Below are 14,372 nucleotides of genomic sequence, written 5' to 3'. Positions count from 1 at the left end.
CTTATGACGCTGCAGCATTGGCAAAAAGCACCATGGATACGCAACCGCAAGAGACGCTGCGCCCGGGCAAACCGCGCGCGCAGAAACCGGATCTGAAACTGGTCAAGCAGGTTCAGATCGATCCGTCGCGCGATGCGCTTCTGACCGATTTCGGCAAGAAGACCATGGTCGACCGGTATCTCCTGCAAGGCGAATCCTATCAGGACATGTTCGCGCGTGTGGCGAAGGCCTATGCCGACGATACCGACCATGCCCAGCGTCTTTATGACTATATCTCGAATCTCTGGTTCATGCCGGCGACGCCCGTTCTTTCCAATGGTGGCGCGACGCGGGGCCTACCGATTTCGTGCTTTCTGAATACGGTCGGCGACTCGCTCAATGACATCGTCAACACCTGGAACGAGAATGTCTGGCTGGCCTCGAATGGCGGCGGCATCGGCACCTATTGGGGTGAAGTGCGCTCGATTGGCGAGAAGATCGGCCAGAATGGCCAGACCTCCGGCATCATTCCCTTCATCCGGGTGATGGATTCGCTCACCCTTGCGATTTCACAGGGCTCGCTGCGCCGCGGTTCTGCGGCCGTCTATCTGGATGTGCACCATCCGGAAATCGAGGAATTCCTCGAAATCCGCAAACCGTCCGGCGATTTCAACCGCAAGAGCCTGAACCTGCATCATGGCCTCAATGTCACTGATGCGTTCATGGAAGCGGTGAAAAATGATGACGAATACGAGCTGAAATCACCCCGCACCGGCGAAGTCGTGCGTTCGGTCTCGGCCCGCAAGATCTGGCAGAAGATTCTCGATCTGCGCCTGCAAACCGGCGAACCCTATATCATCTTCTCCGACACGGTGAATGACGCCTTGCCGGCTCACCAGAAGAAGCAGGGCCTGAAAGTCCGCCAGTCGAATCTGTGCGCGGAAATCATGCTGCCGACCGGCGTCGACAAGCATGGCCGCGACCGGACGGCGGTTTGCTGCCTGTCCTCGCTCAATGCCGAGAAATTCCTCGAATGGAAGGATGATCCACGCTTTATCGAGGACATCTTCCGTTTCCTCGACAATGTGCTGGAAGACTTCATCGAGCGCGCGCCTGACGAGATGGCCCGCGCGGTCTATTCCGCGCAGCGCGAGCGCTCGGTCGGTCTGGGCCTGATGGGTTTCCACTCCTTCCTTCAATCCATGAATGCGCCGTTTGAATCTCCGATGGCGAAGTCCTGGAATCTGAAAATGTTCAAACATATCCGTCAGGAAGCCGACAAGGCGTCGGTCCGGCTGGCGGAAGAACGCGGCGCGTGCCCGGATGCCGAAGAAGCCGGTGTGAAAGCGCGGTTTTCGCACAAGCTGGCGATTGCGCCGACGGCGTCGATCTCGATCATCTGCGGCGGAACCTCTGCGGGTATCGAGCCCATCCCGGCCAATTTCTACGTCCACAAGACCCTGTCGGGATCCTTTTCGGTCAAGAATCCGGAACTCAAGCGGGTGCTGGAAGCCAAGGGTCAGGACACGCAGGAGGTCTGGAACTCCATTCTCGAGCATGAAGGTTCGGTCCAGCATCTCGATTGTCTGGACCAGAACGAGAAAGACCTGTTCAAGACGGCGTTCGAGATTGACCAGCGCTGGGTGATCGAACATGCCGCTGATCGCACGCCCTATGTGTGCCAGTCGCAATCGCTCAATATTTTCCTGCCCGGCGATGTCGATAAGTGGGATTTGCACATGCTGCACTGGACGGCCTGGGAGAAGGGCGTGAAATCGCTCTATTACTGCCGGTCGAAATCGATCCAGCGGGCGTCCTATGCCGGGGCAGCCGACAAGACGGATGCGGAAGCCTCGATGATGGATGCCGCGAAGACAGATTACGAGGAATGCCTCGCCTGTCAGTAGGCAAAATCAATAGAGAAAAGGGCGGCCATTGAGCCGCCCTTTTTGCTGCGCTGCATCATGTGCGTTTCGAGTCACGCTTTCAAAAATATCTTCACCATAATCGCCAGATTAAGGATTTTGCGGCGTAATTCAGGCGCAATTCACAAACAGGCATGATACCGTGAATGTCGAATTGGGTTCATGGAGTGAAAGCGTGCGCCGTTCGGGTCAACATATCGCGATGATATCGCTGGCGGTTTTCGGAACCGCCGCGCTGGCTCATGCGCAAGATGCGCCGCGGCCGCTCGCCTTTGATCTGGACGATGTGATTCTCGCGCCGTTTCTGATGGAGCAACCGGAATCCACGTCATTCATTGACAATAATGCCTCGACCGTGGCGGCCGGCGTTCTGGGTGAGACCGGAACGGATAATGCCTCCCTGACGGCATTTTCCGGATATTCCGCCGCGATCAGCCAGCTGGACGACTTGACCCGGATCGAAGTGCGGGTTCATGAGCCGGACCTGATGTCCCGGTCTGACCGCCTGTTCGATCCGGAATCCGGCGTTGATTCCGCAATTATCCGGCCGATGCGCGAAACCCGGTCATCTGTTGCAGTGGATTATGTCACGCGCTTTGAATCCTATGGCGGTGCAACCGGTCTGGATCTGTCCTTTGAGCCCCGCGCCGGGGTGAGTATCGGTCCGGAAGGCTCCGGGGCCGGTGCCGGTGCGGAAGTGCGGGTTGGCCGCTATCTGCAGCACGATAATGAACGGTCCAGCTGGTATCTGTTCGCCGGCGCTGAACGCCGGGCGCTTTTGTATGATCCCTCCGAAGGCTGGAATATGCGCGGCGCGATGACGCTGGAGCCCTATGCCGTCGTGGGCGACGCCCAGGCCGGTGTGGCCATGCGCTTTGGCGACAATGATTTGTCATTCGCCTATGTCCGGCGGGAACGCACCGCCCGGATCGGCATTGATGATTATGATGCCGCCGATGATTTTGCGGCCTTTTCGCTCAGCCGCCGCTGGTAGTTATCCACAAAACGCGATTTTCTTGTGAAGAGTGTGCCTACAAGGTCTGGACCTTTAGAGGCGATTAACCCCAATATGTAGTGATCAGGGACACGCCTTCGGGCGAGTCGCCTTCATAGCTTCACCGGGGTTTTCCATGTCCGATACCGCTCAGCTTCCAGGTCTTCTGACCGTCAGCCATTCCTACAAGCCGTTCCGTTATCCGTGGGCGTATGAATTCTGGAAAAAGCAGCAGCAGGTTCACTGGCTGCCGGAAGAAGTGCCGCTGGGCGAGGATTGCAAGGACTGGGCGACCAATCTGTCTGATCGCGAGCGTAATCTGCTGACGCAGATTTTCCGCTTCTTCACGCAGTCCGATGTCGAAGTCGGCGCGAATTACATGGAAAACTACATGCCGCTCTTCAAACCGGTTGAAGTGCGCATGATGCTCGCCGCCTTCTCGAATATGGAGACGGTCCATATCGCCGCCTATGCGTTGCTGCTGGAAACCATCGGCATGCCGGACAGCGAGTTTTCGGCCTTCACCGAGTATAAGGAAATGGTCGCCAAGCATGATTATCTTGGCCAGTTCGGGGTGGAAACCAACGAGGATGTACTGACCTCGATGGCGGTGTTCGGTGCCTTCACCGAGGGCCTGCAGCTCTTTGCCTCTTTCGCGATGCTGATGAATTTCCCGCGCTTCAACAAGATGAAGGGGATGGGCCAGATCGTGTCCTGGTCGGTGCGCGATGAATCGCTGCACTGCGAGGGCATGATGAAGATGTTCCACACCTTCGCCGAGGAGACCGGCGCCTATACGCAGGACGTGAAGGACAAGATCGTGGAATGCTGCCGTACCGTGGTGGCGCTCGAGGACAAGTTTATCGAACTGGCGTTTGAAGCCGGCGAAGTTGAAGGCATGACGCCGGACGATATCAAGAATTACATTCGCTATATCGCCGATTGGCGCCTGCGCCAGCTGAAGCTGGAGCCGATTTTCGGCATCGAGAAGCACCCGTTGCCGTGGCTGACCGAGATCCTGAACGGGGTCGAGCATGCCAATTTCTTCGAGGCGCGCGCCACGGAATATTCCAAGGGCGCGACCAAGGGCGAATGGCATGGCGAAGACGGCGTGTGGTCGAATTTCGACAAATTCCAGAACAGCAAGCCGCTGAACGATCTGCCGGCGGAGTAGGGATTCGACTTGCCGCCCGCGCCTGTTTCCGGCATTAGCTGGCCATGAAAACGTTTGAAATTGCCAAGACACCGGAGGCGGCCGTTGATCGGCTGGTGAGCCTCCATTCCGCCTCTGTTGAAAATCTCCGCCTTGCGCTGAAAGCCTATCTGGATAACGGCATCGCGCCGGACGCGAAAGCCCGCGAAGCCGGGGCCTTCGCCTATCCCGAATTGCGCGTGCGCTATGAACCGGAAGGCTCGCCGCCGCCGGTGAGCCGCGCCTTCGGCAAGTTTTCCGAGCCGGGGCTTTATGCCTCCTCGATCACCCATCCCGAATTGTTTCGCGATTATCTGATCGACCAGCTGACCCTGCTGAATGACCAGTATGACATCATTATCGAGACCGGCCCGTCCTCGGACGAGATCGCGTTTTCGACCGTTCTGGACGGGGCGGAGGATCTGGATCTGGATGCGGCGTCTGTCGCCGATCTGGTACGCAATTTTCCTTATGCTGATCTGGCGAAAATCGATGACGCCCTGCCCAATGGCGAGCGCACACCGCCGCCCGGCGCGCCGCGTCCGCTGACGCTGTTTGATGCGCCGCGGGTGGATTATTCGCTGCAAAGGCTGAAGCATTATACCGGCAGTCCCTATGAGGACTTCCAGCAATTCATCCTGTTTACCAACTACCATCGCTATGTGGACGCCTTTACGGCCTGGGCGATCGGGCAGTTGAAAGCGGATAATGAATACGAGAGTTTCTCGGCGGCCGGCTTTGTCGAGGTGGATGCGAATACGCCCAACCCGCGCGCCGATGTCGAGGCGGCACCCTGGCGGCGCTACCAGATGCCGGCCTATCACCTCAAGGCGCCCGGCGGACGCGGCATCACCCTCGTCAATATCGGCGTCGGCCCGTCGAATGCGAAGAATATTACCGACCATCTGGCGGTTTTGCGCCCGCAATGCTGGCTGATGATCGGCCATTGCGGCGGGCTGCGCCATTCCCAGCGTCTGGGCGACTATGTGCTGGCGCATGCTTACTTGCGCTATGATCGGGTGCTGGACCGGGATCTGCCACTGGAAATTCCGGTGCCGGCGATTGCCGAAATCCAGATCGCGCTGGCCGATGCGGTGAAGCGCGTCTCGGGCGATAGCCGGGAAGATATCAAGCGCCGCCTGCGCACCGGGACGGTGGCCACCTATGCCGACCGGAACTGGGAGCTGCGCTATCACGCCGAGGCGCGGCGCATCAACCAGAGTCGGGCCATCGCGGTGGACATGGAATCGGCGACGATTGCCGCCAATGGTTTCCGCCTGCGCGTGCCGTACGGGACGCTTCTGTGCGTGTCGGACAAGCCGCTACATGGCGAGCTGAAACTGCCCGGCGCGGCCAATCTCTTCTATCAGAAATCGGTCTCCGAACACCTGATGGCGGGCATTGAGACCGTCGAGATATTGCGCAGCAATGAGGCGAATGCGCTGCATTCGCGCAAGCTGCGCAGTTTCGACGAACCGCCATTCAGGTAGGGCGGTTGGCCGGCCATTTCCCGTTTGCGGATTTCACATGTTTTTTCACCCGAATGGGCGATTGTTTTTTGGAGCGTCTTGCCCTTTGCGGCCGGGTCCAGTAGCAGACATTCATGAGCCGTGTTCTTGAATTTGAAGGCATTCGCAACTTCCGCCATTTCGGTGATTACACCGGACGGGACGGGACGCGCGTCCGCTCGGGGCTCTATCGCTCCGGGCATTTTCACAATGTGACCGATGCGGACCGGGCCAAGCTTGATGCGCTCAATATTTCGGTGGTGGCCGATTTGCGCCGCCCGCGCGAACGCGACAATGAACCGTCGAGCTGGGGCGATGGTTTCCGCGTCCTGCAATCGGATGTCGCCGGTCATGCCGAGCCGCCGCATATGCGGTTTTTACGCACCGGGGATATGAGTGCAGACGGCGTGGCCACTTTCATGCGCTCGACCTATCGCCGCCTGCCGAACGAGAAGGGTAATCAGGAGGTGTTTACCGCCGGATTGCGCGAGCTCGCCACGCATGGCCCCGATGAGGGCTTTGTCGTTCACTGTGCGGCGGGCAAGGACCGGACCGGCCTGTTCTGCGCGCTGGCCCTGTCACTGGCGGGCGCCTCGAAAGACGACATCTATGATGATTATCTGATGACCAATACGGCGGTCGATTATGACCTGCTGGTACCGCTGATCCACAAGCGGATCGAGGAAACCTATGAGCGCAAGGTGCCGGAAGAGTCGATGCGGGTCTTCCTCGGCGTGAAAGCCGAATATCTGGACGAGGCCTTTGACGAGATCGGCTCGGCGGAAAGCTATGTCACCGACGTGCTCGGCCTGACGGAAGACGAAGTTGCGGCGGTCCGGGCCAATCTGATAGCCCGGTGAGCGCATCCGGTTCGGAACAGCTTGACTGGATCGCGCCGGAGCAGGCCTTTGCGCCCTTTCGCATACAGGACGGTTCGCTCTTGCTTCAGGGCGGGCAGCGCTCGCAATCCCGGCTTTATGCCCTCGCCATTGATCATCTGACCTTCTGGCCGGGCGACGATCTGGCGGCATTTCTGGACCGTGCGCGAACGGTTCTGGCGGAAGGGTATCAGCTGGCCGGTCTTTTTGATTATGAGTTCGGCGCAGTGCTCGAGCCGAAACTCGGCGCCCCTCACAAATGGTTTCCGCTGGTCCGGCTGGGAGTCTATCCGGCCTGGGCGGTGTTCGATCCGGTAAAGCAGAGCCTGACGCTTGAGGGCAGTGCAGAAGGCCGCGCGCGCCTGAAAACCGGGCTGCATATCGGGCGACCACCGGCGAAACCGGCGTGCGGACAGGTCCGTCCCGTCTGGCCGCGAGAGGCCTATCTGGCGGCCTGCCAGACATTGATCGATCACATTCGCGCCGGGGACATCTATCAGGCCAATCTCTCACAGGGCTTTACCGGGCGTTTGCAGGGAGATCCCTGGGCGGTTTTCCTGCGTCTGATCGCGCAAAGCGATGCCCCGCATGCGGCCTGGTTCCGGCCCGAAAGCAATCATGTGGTGATCACGAATTCTCCCGAGCGTTTCCTGAAGCTGGAGGCCGGCCGGGTTGAAAGCCGGCCGATCAAGGGGACGCGCCCGCGCCGGGCCGATCCGGCCGCCGACCGGGCCGAAGCGGAAGCGCTATCGGCCAGCGCCAAGGACCGGGCGGAGAATCTGATGATCGTCGATCTGGTGCGCCATGATCTGTCCCGCGTCTGCATGCCGGGCAGTATCCGCGTGCCGCGCCTCAATGCGGTGGAAAGCTATGCCAATGTCCATCATCTGGTCTCGACCGTGGAAGGCCGGTTGCAGTCGGGCAGGGACGCGCTGGATCTGATCACGGCGGCCTTCCCGCCCGGCTCGATTACGGGCGCACCGAAAATCCGGGCGATGGAGCTGATCGCCGCCGCCGAACAGGCGCGGCGCGGGCCCTATTGCGGCGCGCTGGGCTGGATCGGGGAGGGCGGTCAGGCGATGGATTTCAATGTGATGATCCGGACGCTGGACCTCATCCGCACCGATAGCGACTGGCAGATTGCGGCGCGGTCGGGCGGAGCGATCACCATCGAATCCGAACCTGAAGCCGAGTATGAAGAGACGCTGCAGAAGCTGAGCGCGCTCCAGAGCGCTCTGGAGGCGGATTGATGTGGGCGTTGACAGATGGAGTGGCCCGGCCGATTGACGGCCTGCCGGTGGAGGATCGCGGATTTCTCCTGGGCGATGGCGTGTTCGAGACGTTTCGTATCGCACACGGCCGGATCCGTCATTCCGCGCTTCATGCAAAATCGCTGGCGTCGGGGTGTGAGGCCCTGGAACTGCCGGTGCCGGACTGGGCCGCCATCGAGCGCGCAATCGCCGGAGTGACGGATGCGGACGATGAGCGGATTGGCAAGCTGATCCTGACCCGCGGGCCGGGTGGGCGCGGTCTTGCGCCGATCATTGAGCCGTATGTCCGCTTGTTCTTCGAGCATTTTCCCGTGCCACCCCGCCCGGCGGCTGTGCGGCTGGCAACGGTCGCACTGCGCCGTTCGGCCAGCAGTCTGGCGGCGCGGTTCAAGACGCTCAGCTATGCCGATAATCTGGCCGCCCGCCGCGAGGCCATGGCGCGCGGCTGTAATGTGGCCCTTCTGCTGACGGAATCGGGCCTTGTGTCCGGGGCCGATAGCGCCAATCTGTTCTGGGAGCGGGACGGGCAGGTTTATACGCCCGCAACAGCGTGCGGCATCCGCAATGGCGTCATGCGCCAATGCGTTCTGGGCTGGCTGGAGGCGGCGGGAAGGGTGACCCAGGAGGTTGAGGCCGGGCCGGATGCGCTAATGACGGCGCAATCGGTATGGATCACGAATTCTGTGGGCGGTGTCATGCCGGTGTCCGGGATCGACGGACAGGTCTTTGAGCTGGCCTCAGGCATCCTTGTCCGGTTGCAGGCTGCTGATCTCTGATCAGTCGCGGCTGACGACCAGAGACTGGCGCGGACGCAGGAAGAATTCTTCCTCGATGTTGAAATCACCCGTGATTTCCCGGAACGGGGCATCATAGGCATAGGCGACTTCCACCCAGATGATCGAGCGGCCCGGATTGAGCAGGCCGGCGGGCAGGGTCGGCTGGGAGCCTTCAGCCCGGGCCAGCGTGCCGCGGGCATCGCTCCAGTCAACCGCGACATCACCCGTCAGATCCATGGAGACGCTGGAGATACGAACCGCGAACTGATCGGTGTCATAGGGGGCGATGATGGCTCTGCTGGCATTGAGAATGTTGATCATCTCGCCATCGGTGATGACATCATCCTGTGCGATCAGGTCGGCGATGGCACTGGCGGCATTGGTGACCTTGCGGTCCACCGACAGAGCCAGCGAGATCTCGACCATACCAAGATAGAGCAGGACCATGACCGGGGCGATGAGGGCGAACTCTACCGCAGAGACGCCGTCGCGATTGCCGCCGAGGCGGCGGAGGAATGTGCGCGCTGACCTAATCATCGAAGGGCTCGTTCCGGAATACGGTGGAGGACTGGATCAGACGGCGATTGTCCGGAAGGTTGCCGGCTGCGCCGAACATGTTCGGCAGGATCAACGGGTAGGAATAGTAGACGCGGACCAGAACGATATCGCCGGATCTGCCGGGATCGAAGCCCATATTGCCGCCATTCAGCGTTCCATCGTCGGCAATGGGCGGGGTTGGATTGATCGCGTCGAAATCTTCGAAGACCGCAACCTCAAAGACCATCTCGTCGCAATTGGCGATGACTTCGATCCGGTCGCAGACCTCGGTCCGGAAACTGGCCGCATCACCGCCGCCGCCCTGCAGCTGGCCGGTGCGGATCAGGCGTGCCGATTCCAGAACGGCATTCTCGATAACGGTTTCGGCAAAGAAGACGGCCGCAATCTCGATCAGGGCCATCAGAAAAAAGAAAAACGGGCCGGCAATCAGCGCAAACTCGACGGCGGTCGCGCCATCGCGATTTTTACGGAAGGATTTGAAGAAACCTGTCCTGTGCATGATCCGGCTCCGGAAGTCAGCACTCTTTCTATACATGAAGCTTTTAAACCCGCGTGAAGAGGCAGGGTTAATGGCGCGCTAAGGCGCCCTATTCATTGCCGCCTTCAAGACGGCGCGGGCTCTGGGAGTCTTCTGTAATGGCCGTGGCTTCACCGGCCAGGCCGATTCGCGCACTTTGCTGGCCGGTGAGCGTGTCGAAGGCTTCGGTGTCATCGCCGACAGTCGGGCTGGCCGCGCAATTGGGCGTACAGGTCATCGTCGTGCGGGCCGTCCCGCGTTGCAGGACAAGCTGGCCGGATGTTGACGGGCCGACCACAAAGTCTTCCGAGAAAATCACCCGGCCCTGGCGATCCAGCGCGATGATATTCGTCCGGCCAAAGAGGCGGCCGGTGACAATCAATGTCCGCCGGTCATGGATGACGGCATCGGCAATCGCCGGATTCCCGATAATAACGGTGGAGGCTGAAGCCTGAAGACGGACAACATCGGCGTGCTCGACTTCCAGCATCTGGTCGGCGGCGGCCAGGGCCGGAGCAAACAGAAGGCAGGCAAGGGCGGTCAGGGCATTGCGCATGGGGTGCTCCACGGGTGTCGCTGTTCCCCCCATAAGAACGCAGCCGCGTGAAGACTTTCTAAACGGAAAGGTTCGAAGATCACATTCGATTTACACTTGTTTTCTTCAGTCAAATTTAACTATAAACCACGGTTCGAAATATTAGTAGAAAATTAAGTATGAGTATTCACCTCTTTTAAACGGTCCTGTGTTTTATTGATTGCACACGACAAGAGAGGTCGGGACAAAAAGCCTCCTTGAAGTGGATGTGTGGCTAGCAACACGGGAGTAGACCCAATGCAAATCGTAACTCGCTTTTTCAAAGATGAATCTGGTGCAACGGCTATCGAATATGGCCTGATCGCTGCTCTGATCGCTGTGGTTATTATCGGTGCCGTGACGGCGCTCGGTACCGGCGTTCGTGACAACATGCAGACGGTTGCCGACGCGATCTAGTTCGCGAGACAATCAAAAGCGTTCAAGGGGCTGCCCATCGGGCGGCCCCTTTTGCTATCCGGCTGCCATCGGGATAGCCCCTGGATCGCAGCCAACCGATTGTTAAGCCTGTTGCTCTATAGAGAATGGAAAATCATCCGGAGTGAAGAGATGGCGGGTCAGTTCGTTTTATTGGTTTTTGTATTCCTCATGGTGCTTGCCGCTGCGCGCGATGCCATGAGCTACACGATCCCGAACTGGCTCTGCGGGGCGCTCGCCCTGATTTTTCCTGTCGCGGCGATTTTTCTCGGCCTGAGCTGGATGGATTTCGGGCTTCACCTCCTGGTCGGGGTTGTGGCCCTGCTGATCGGCATGGCGCTGTTCGCCCCGGGCTGGATTGGTGGCGGCGATGCCAAGCTTGTCGCCGCAGCGGCGCTCTGGTTTGGCTGGCCGGATGCCCTGATGTTCCTTGGAAAAGCCGCCTTGATGGGCGGTTTGCTGGCCGTTGCGCTGATCATGCTGCGCCGGGCTGCACCTGCGACAGGATTACCGCAGCGCTGGATGACGGACACTTTGCTCGCTGATGGCGCGCCCGCGCCTTACGGGATTGCCCTTGCTGCAGGCGCTTTGTGGACCCTTCCGGACAGTCAGATTTTCCTTCTGGCGGTGCTGTGATTTTTCGACTTGTGAAGAAACCTTCCCAATAGATTGCAATCACATTCGAATCTTAACTCCCCTTTTGGAATTTACAGGTGAGATGAGCGCGTAACCCGAGGGGATTCGCGCCGATGAACGCCGCAAGAATCATAGTTCTGATCGCCGCTGCGCTGGCCGCTGCTGCTGCTGCCTACTTTGTCTACCAGTCGTCTTCCAGCGAACCGGTGGCTACCGAGCCACAGATCGTTGAAGCGGCCACGGTTGAAGTTCTGGCCGCGCGCCGTGATCTGCCAATCGGCTCCCGCGTGCAGGCCAGCGACCTTTACTGGCAGGCCTGGCCGCAGGATGCCGTCAACCCGTCACAGGTACGCAGAGATCGTGATCCGGATGCCGCCGAGACCTTTGCCGGCTCGGTTGTCCGCAGCGCGGTATCGGAAGGCGAGCCGGTATCGGCGCGCCAGCTTCTGCAGGCCGGGGAAGCCGGTTTCATGTCGGCTGTGCTCGGACCGGGCATGCGCGCCACCTCCGTCCCGATCAGTGCGGAGACAGGAGCCGGCGGATTCATCCTTCCCGGAGACCGCGTGGATGTCATCGTGTCCTATGAAGCCGAGGAAGAGGGCGCGACACGCCGCCGGTTCTTCGTGGCAGAAACCGTTGTCGAGAATGCCCGCATTCTGGCCATCGACCAGTCCTTTGGTGATGATCCGGATGCCGAAGGGGTTGTGGTCGGCGAGACCGCGACGCTGGAATTGACGCCGGAACAGGCCAATGCGGTTGTTCTGGCGGTCGCGCGCGGAGAAATCTCGCTGTCGCTGCGCAGCCTTTCCGATGGTGAAGGCGGTCCCCGTCTCGTCTCGCGCCAACCCAACCCCAATCTGAATCGCCCGGACCCCGAAGATTTCGAACCGCTCCGCGACGAGGATCAGATGGTTGTCTATCGCTATGGTCAGGCCCGTGTGGTCTCGGCCGGTGACAACTAGGAGGCCGAACATGTTACGCGCCCTCATACTCGCGCTGGTGACAATGCTTCCTGCGGGAATCGCCTTGGCGCAATCGGCCACCGAATCGACGACCATGCAGGTCTATATCACGCGGTCAGGTTACGGCCCGGCCTCCGAAGTCCTGAACCTGCCGCTGAGCAAAGCCGCCATCATTCACCTGCCGGTGGATGCGGTGGACGTCCTGGTGACCAATCCCGAAGTGGCCGATGCGGTGATCCGCACGCCGACCCGCGCCTATCTGCTGGGACAGGCCATCGGCCAGACCAATGCCTTCTTCTTTGATGCGGACGGCGAACTGATCCTTGATCTCGATATCCGTGTCGAGCGGGACATGCGCGCCCTGCAGGAAGCGCTGGATCGTTTCCTCCCGGATCGTGTGGTGATGGCCGAGGCCATGAATAATCATATCGTCCTGTCCGGCTCGGTGCGCAGCGCGGCCGAAGCCGATACGGCGCTGCGCCTGGCGCAACGCTGGACGGACAATCCGGAAAATGTGCTGTCCATGCTGTCGATCGAGGGCCGCGAACAGGTCATGCTGTCGGTTCGTATTGTGGAAATGCAGCGCACGATTGTTCGCCAGCTGGGCATCAATCTGTCAGCAGCCGGGCAGCTCGATGATGTCGCCTTCAATGTCGCGACCGAGCAGGAATTCTCGCTGGTCGGCCGGGCGCTGAGCGGTGTCAGCGGACAGTTTGACTATACCAATACAGGCGGCGGCGACATTCGCTCTGCCGGAGCCCTGATCCAGGCGCTCGAACGTGTCGGTCTGGTGCGCACGCTGGCGGAACCCAATCTGACGGCGATTTCCGGTGAAGCCGCCAATTTCCTGGCGGGCGGTGAATTCCCGGTGCCCGTCGGCCGTGACCGCGATGGCAATATCACCGTCGAATACAAGCAATTCGGTGTCGGGCTCGGCTTCACGCCGGTCGTGCTCTCGGAAGGCCGTATTTCGCTGCGGATCTCGACGGAGATTTCCGAGCTGACCAATCAGGGCTCGCTGGAGCTGGGCTCGCAGAATGTGACCGATGACCAGGGCAATGTGATCGGCACGGTGCCGGGGCTGACGATACCGGGTCTGAATGTCAATCGCGCCGAAACAACGGTAGAGCTGCCCTCCGGCGGCAGCCTCGTTCTGGCCGGCCTCATTCAGGAAGAAACCCGCCAGAACCTCGACGGCGTGCCAGGTGTCCAGAATTTGCCGGTGCTGGGCGCGCTGTTCCGCTCTCGTGACTTCGAGAATCAGGAAACCGAGCTGGTCGTGATCGTGACGCCGTACCTGGTCGATCCGATCAACCAGAATGACGCGGCAACGCCGCTGGACGGCTTCCGTGCGGCAAGTGAACTGGAAACCTTTGTCTTCGGCAATATCAACCGCGCCTATGCGGTGCCGGGCGCCCAGACAGAAGGCCGGTCATGGACCGGTCCTGTCGGATTTCTGATCGATTAGGGGAGAAGGCACATGAAGATGATAAAAACCCTCACCGCCCTCATTCCCGCCGCGTTTCTCGCTGCCTGCGGGACAACGGGAACGTCAACGACCAATCTGATCGGCTTTCCGGAAGCACGTCCGGTGCAGGAAGCGGCCCGTATGGACTTGCTTGTGGATGCGGAGGCCAATGGCCTTCTGTGGTCACAGCTGGGCATGTTCCAGGCCTTTGTCGATCATTACAAATCCAATGGTCACGGCCCGATCATTGTGTCCTATCCGCATGGTGGCAGTGAAGATGCCGCTGCGCATTCGGCGTTGAGCGAATTGCGGGCTTTCCTCGATTCGCAAGGTGTTTCCGCCCGCTATACCGAAGAAGGCCCCTATAATGCGTCGGGCATGGGCAATGCGCCTCTGATCGTCAGCTATCTGCACTATGTCGCGGAATTGCCGGCCGAATGTGAAAACCGGCAGTGGGATGATCTTGTCCGCGAGCGCAACAATCAGGCCTATGCCGGCTTTGGCTGCTTCATGGCGCAGAACCGTGCGGCGATGGTGGGCGATCCCTATCATCTCATCGGCCCGACCGATTCCGATGCGCCTGATGGCAGCCGCCGTCAGACCGTCCTTGATACCTATCGCCGGGGTGAACCCACCGGCACGCAGCGCCGCGATGATGAAAGCGGCGCCGTTTCCTCTGCGGTTGAATAGCGCTGGATA

General features: G+C 60.0%; 15 protein-coding genes. 12 read left to right on the top strand and 3 right to left on the bottom strand.

What is annotated here, in order from left to right:
* The first annotated feature begins 32 nt into the window (after positions 1 to 32).
* The 7 genes from HXX25_RS09175 (at position 33) to HXX25_RS09145 (ending at position 8,523) form a co-directional block, all read left to right on the top strand.
* Positions 33 to 1,886 (top strand): ribonucleoside-diphosphate reductase subunit alpha, encoded by a 1,854-nt coding sequence (locus tag HXX25_RS09175; RefSeq protein ID WP_187167806.1) that lies wholly within the window; start codon positions 33 to 35, stop codon positions 1,884 to 1,886.
* 193 nt (positions 1,887 to 2,079) lie between these two features.
* Positions 2,080 to 2,898, top strand: a complete 819-nt coding sequence (locus HXX25_RS09170; protein ID WP_187165623.1) for a lipid A-modifier LpxR family protein — start codon at positions 2,080 to 2,082, stop codon at positions 2,896 to 2,898.
* A gap of 136 nt (positions 2,899 to 3,034) precedes the next feature.
* Positions 3,035 to 4,072 carry a ribonucleotide-diphosphate reductase subunit beta gene (locus tag HXX25_RS09165; RefSeq protein ID WP_187165622.1) on the top strand — a complete coding sequence of 346 codons (1,038 nt, stop codon included), beginning with the start codon at positions 3,035 to 3,037 and terminating at the stop codon, positions 4,070 to 4,072.
* Positions 4,073 to 4,116: 44 nt separating this feature from the next.
* Positions 4,117 to 5,580 (top strand): AMP nucleosidase, encoded by a 1,464-nt coding sequence (locus HXX25_RS09160; RefSeq protein WP_187165621.1) that lies wholly within the window; start codon positions 4,117 to 4,119, stop codon positions 5,578 to 5,580.
* Positions 5,581 to 5,693: 113 nt separating this feature from the next.
* Positions 5,694 to 6,458, top strand: a complete 765-nt coding sequence (locus tag HXX25_RS09155; RefSeq protein WP_187165620.1) for a tyrosine-protein phosphatase — start codon at positions 5,694 to 5,696, stop codon at positions 6,456 to 6,458.
* Complete coding sequence (locus HXX25_RS09150) at positions 6,455 to 7,726, top strand: anthranilate synthase component I family protein (protein WP_187165619.1); 1,272 nt, start codon at positions 6,455 to 6,457, stop codon at positions 7,724 to 7,726. The genes HXX25_RS09155 and HXX25_RS09150 overlap by 4 nt, the downstream gene beginning before the upstream one ends.
* Positions 7,726 to 8,523: an aminotransferase class IV gene (locus HXX25_RS09145; protein WP_187165618.1), complete on the top strand. Its 798-nt coding sequence runs from the start codon at positions 7,726 to 7,728 to the stop codon at positions 8,521 to 8,523. The genes HXX25_RS09150 and HXX25_RS09145 overlap by 1 nt, the downstream gene beginning before the upstream one ends.
* Here the strand turns inward: HXX25_RS09145 and HXX25_RS09140 are convergent, their stop codons facing one another.
* The 3 genes from HXX25_RS09140 to HXX25_RS09130 all read right to left on the bottom strand — a co-directional run bounded on the left by HXX25_RS09140 (position 8,524) and on the right by HXX25_RS09130 (position 10,154).
* Positions 8,524 to 9,060, bottom strand: a complete 537-nt coding sequence (locus HXX25_RS09140; RefSeq protein ID WP_187165617.1) for a TadE/TadG family type IV pilus assembly protein — start codon at positions 9,058 to 9,060, stop codon at positions 8,524 to 8,526.
* Positions 9,053 to 9,580 carry a TadE/TadG family type IV pilus assembly protein gene (locus HXX25_RS09135; RefSeq protein WP_187165616.1) on the bottom strand — a complete coding sequence of 176 codons (528 nt, stop codon included), beginning with the start codon at positions 9,578 to 9,580 and terminating at the stop codon, positions 9,053 to 9,055. Before HXX25_RS09135 ends, HXX25_RS09140 begins: the two co-directional genes overlap by 8 nt.
* A gap of 88 nt (positions 9,581 to 9,668) precedes the next feature.
* Positions 9,669 to 10,154, bottom strand: a complete 486-nt coding sequence (locus HXX25_RS09130; RefSeq protein ID WP_187165615.1) for a pilus assembly protein N-terminal domain-containing protein — start codon at positions 10,152 to 10,154, stop codon at positions 9,669 to 9,671.
* A 276-nt stretch (positions 10,155 to 10,430) separates the two neighbouring features.
* Between HXX25_RS09130 and HXX25_RS09125 the strand changes: the two genes are divergently transcribed.
* The 5 genes from HXX25_RS09125 to HXX25_RS09105 all read left to right on the top strand — a co-directional run bounded on the left by HXX25_RS09125 (position 10,431) and on the right by HXX25_RS09105 (position 14,363).
* Entirely contained in the window at positions 10,431 to 10,589 is a 159-nt protein-coding gene (locus tag HXX25_RS09125; protein WP_187165614.1) for a Flp family type IVb pilin, read from the top strand.
* 150 nt (positions 10,590 to 10,739) lie between these two features.
* A complete protein-coding gene (locus HXX25_RS09120; protein ID WP_187165613.1) occupies positions 10,740 to 11,243 on the top strand; it encodes a prepilin peptidase in 504 nt (167 codons plus the stop codon).
* A gap of 113 nt (positions 11,244 to 11,356) precedes the next feature.
* Positions 11,357 to 12,205: a Flp pilus assembly protein CpaB gene (gene cpaB / locus HXX25_RS09115; protein ID WP_187165612.1), complete on the top strand. Its 849-nt coding sequence runs from the start codon at positions 11,357 to 11,359 to the stop codon at positions 12,203 to 12,205.
* Positions 12,206 to 12,215: 10 nt separating this feature from the next.
* Complete coding sequence (locus HXX25_RS09110) at positions 12,216 to 13,673, top strand: type II and III secretion system protein family protein (protein WP_187165611.1); 1,458 nt, start codon at positions 12,216 to 12,218, stop codon at positions 13,671 to 13,673.
* Positions 13,674 to 13,685: 12 nt separating this feature from the next.
* Positions 13,686 to 14,363, top strand: a complete 678-nt coding sequence (locus tag HXX25_RS09105; RefSeq protein WP_187165610.1) for a CpaD family pilus assembly protein — start codon at positions 13,686 to 13,688, stop codon at positions 14,361 to 14,363.
* Positions 14,364 to 14,372: the final 9 nt, after the last annotated feature.

The sequence above is a fragment of the Hyphobacterium sp. CCMP332 genome, from assembly GCF_014323565.1.
Lineage (GTDB): Bacteria > Pseudomonadota > Alphaproteobacteria > Caulobacterales > Maricaulaceae > Hyphobacterium.
The sequence above is the reverse complement of the archived record's forward strand: the minus strand, read 5'-3'. Positions and strand labels throughout refer to the sequence as shown.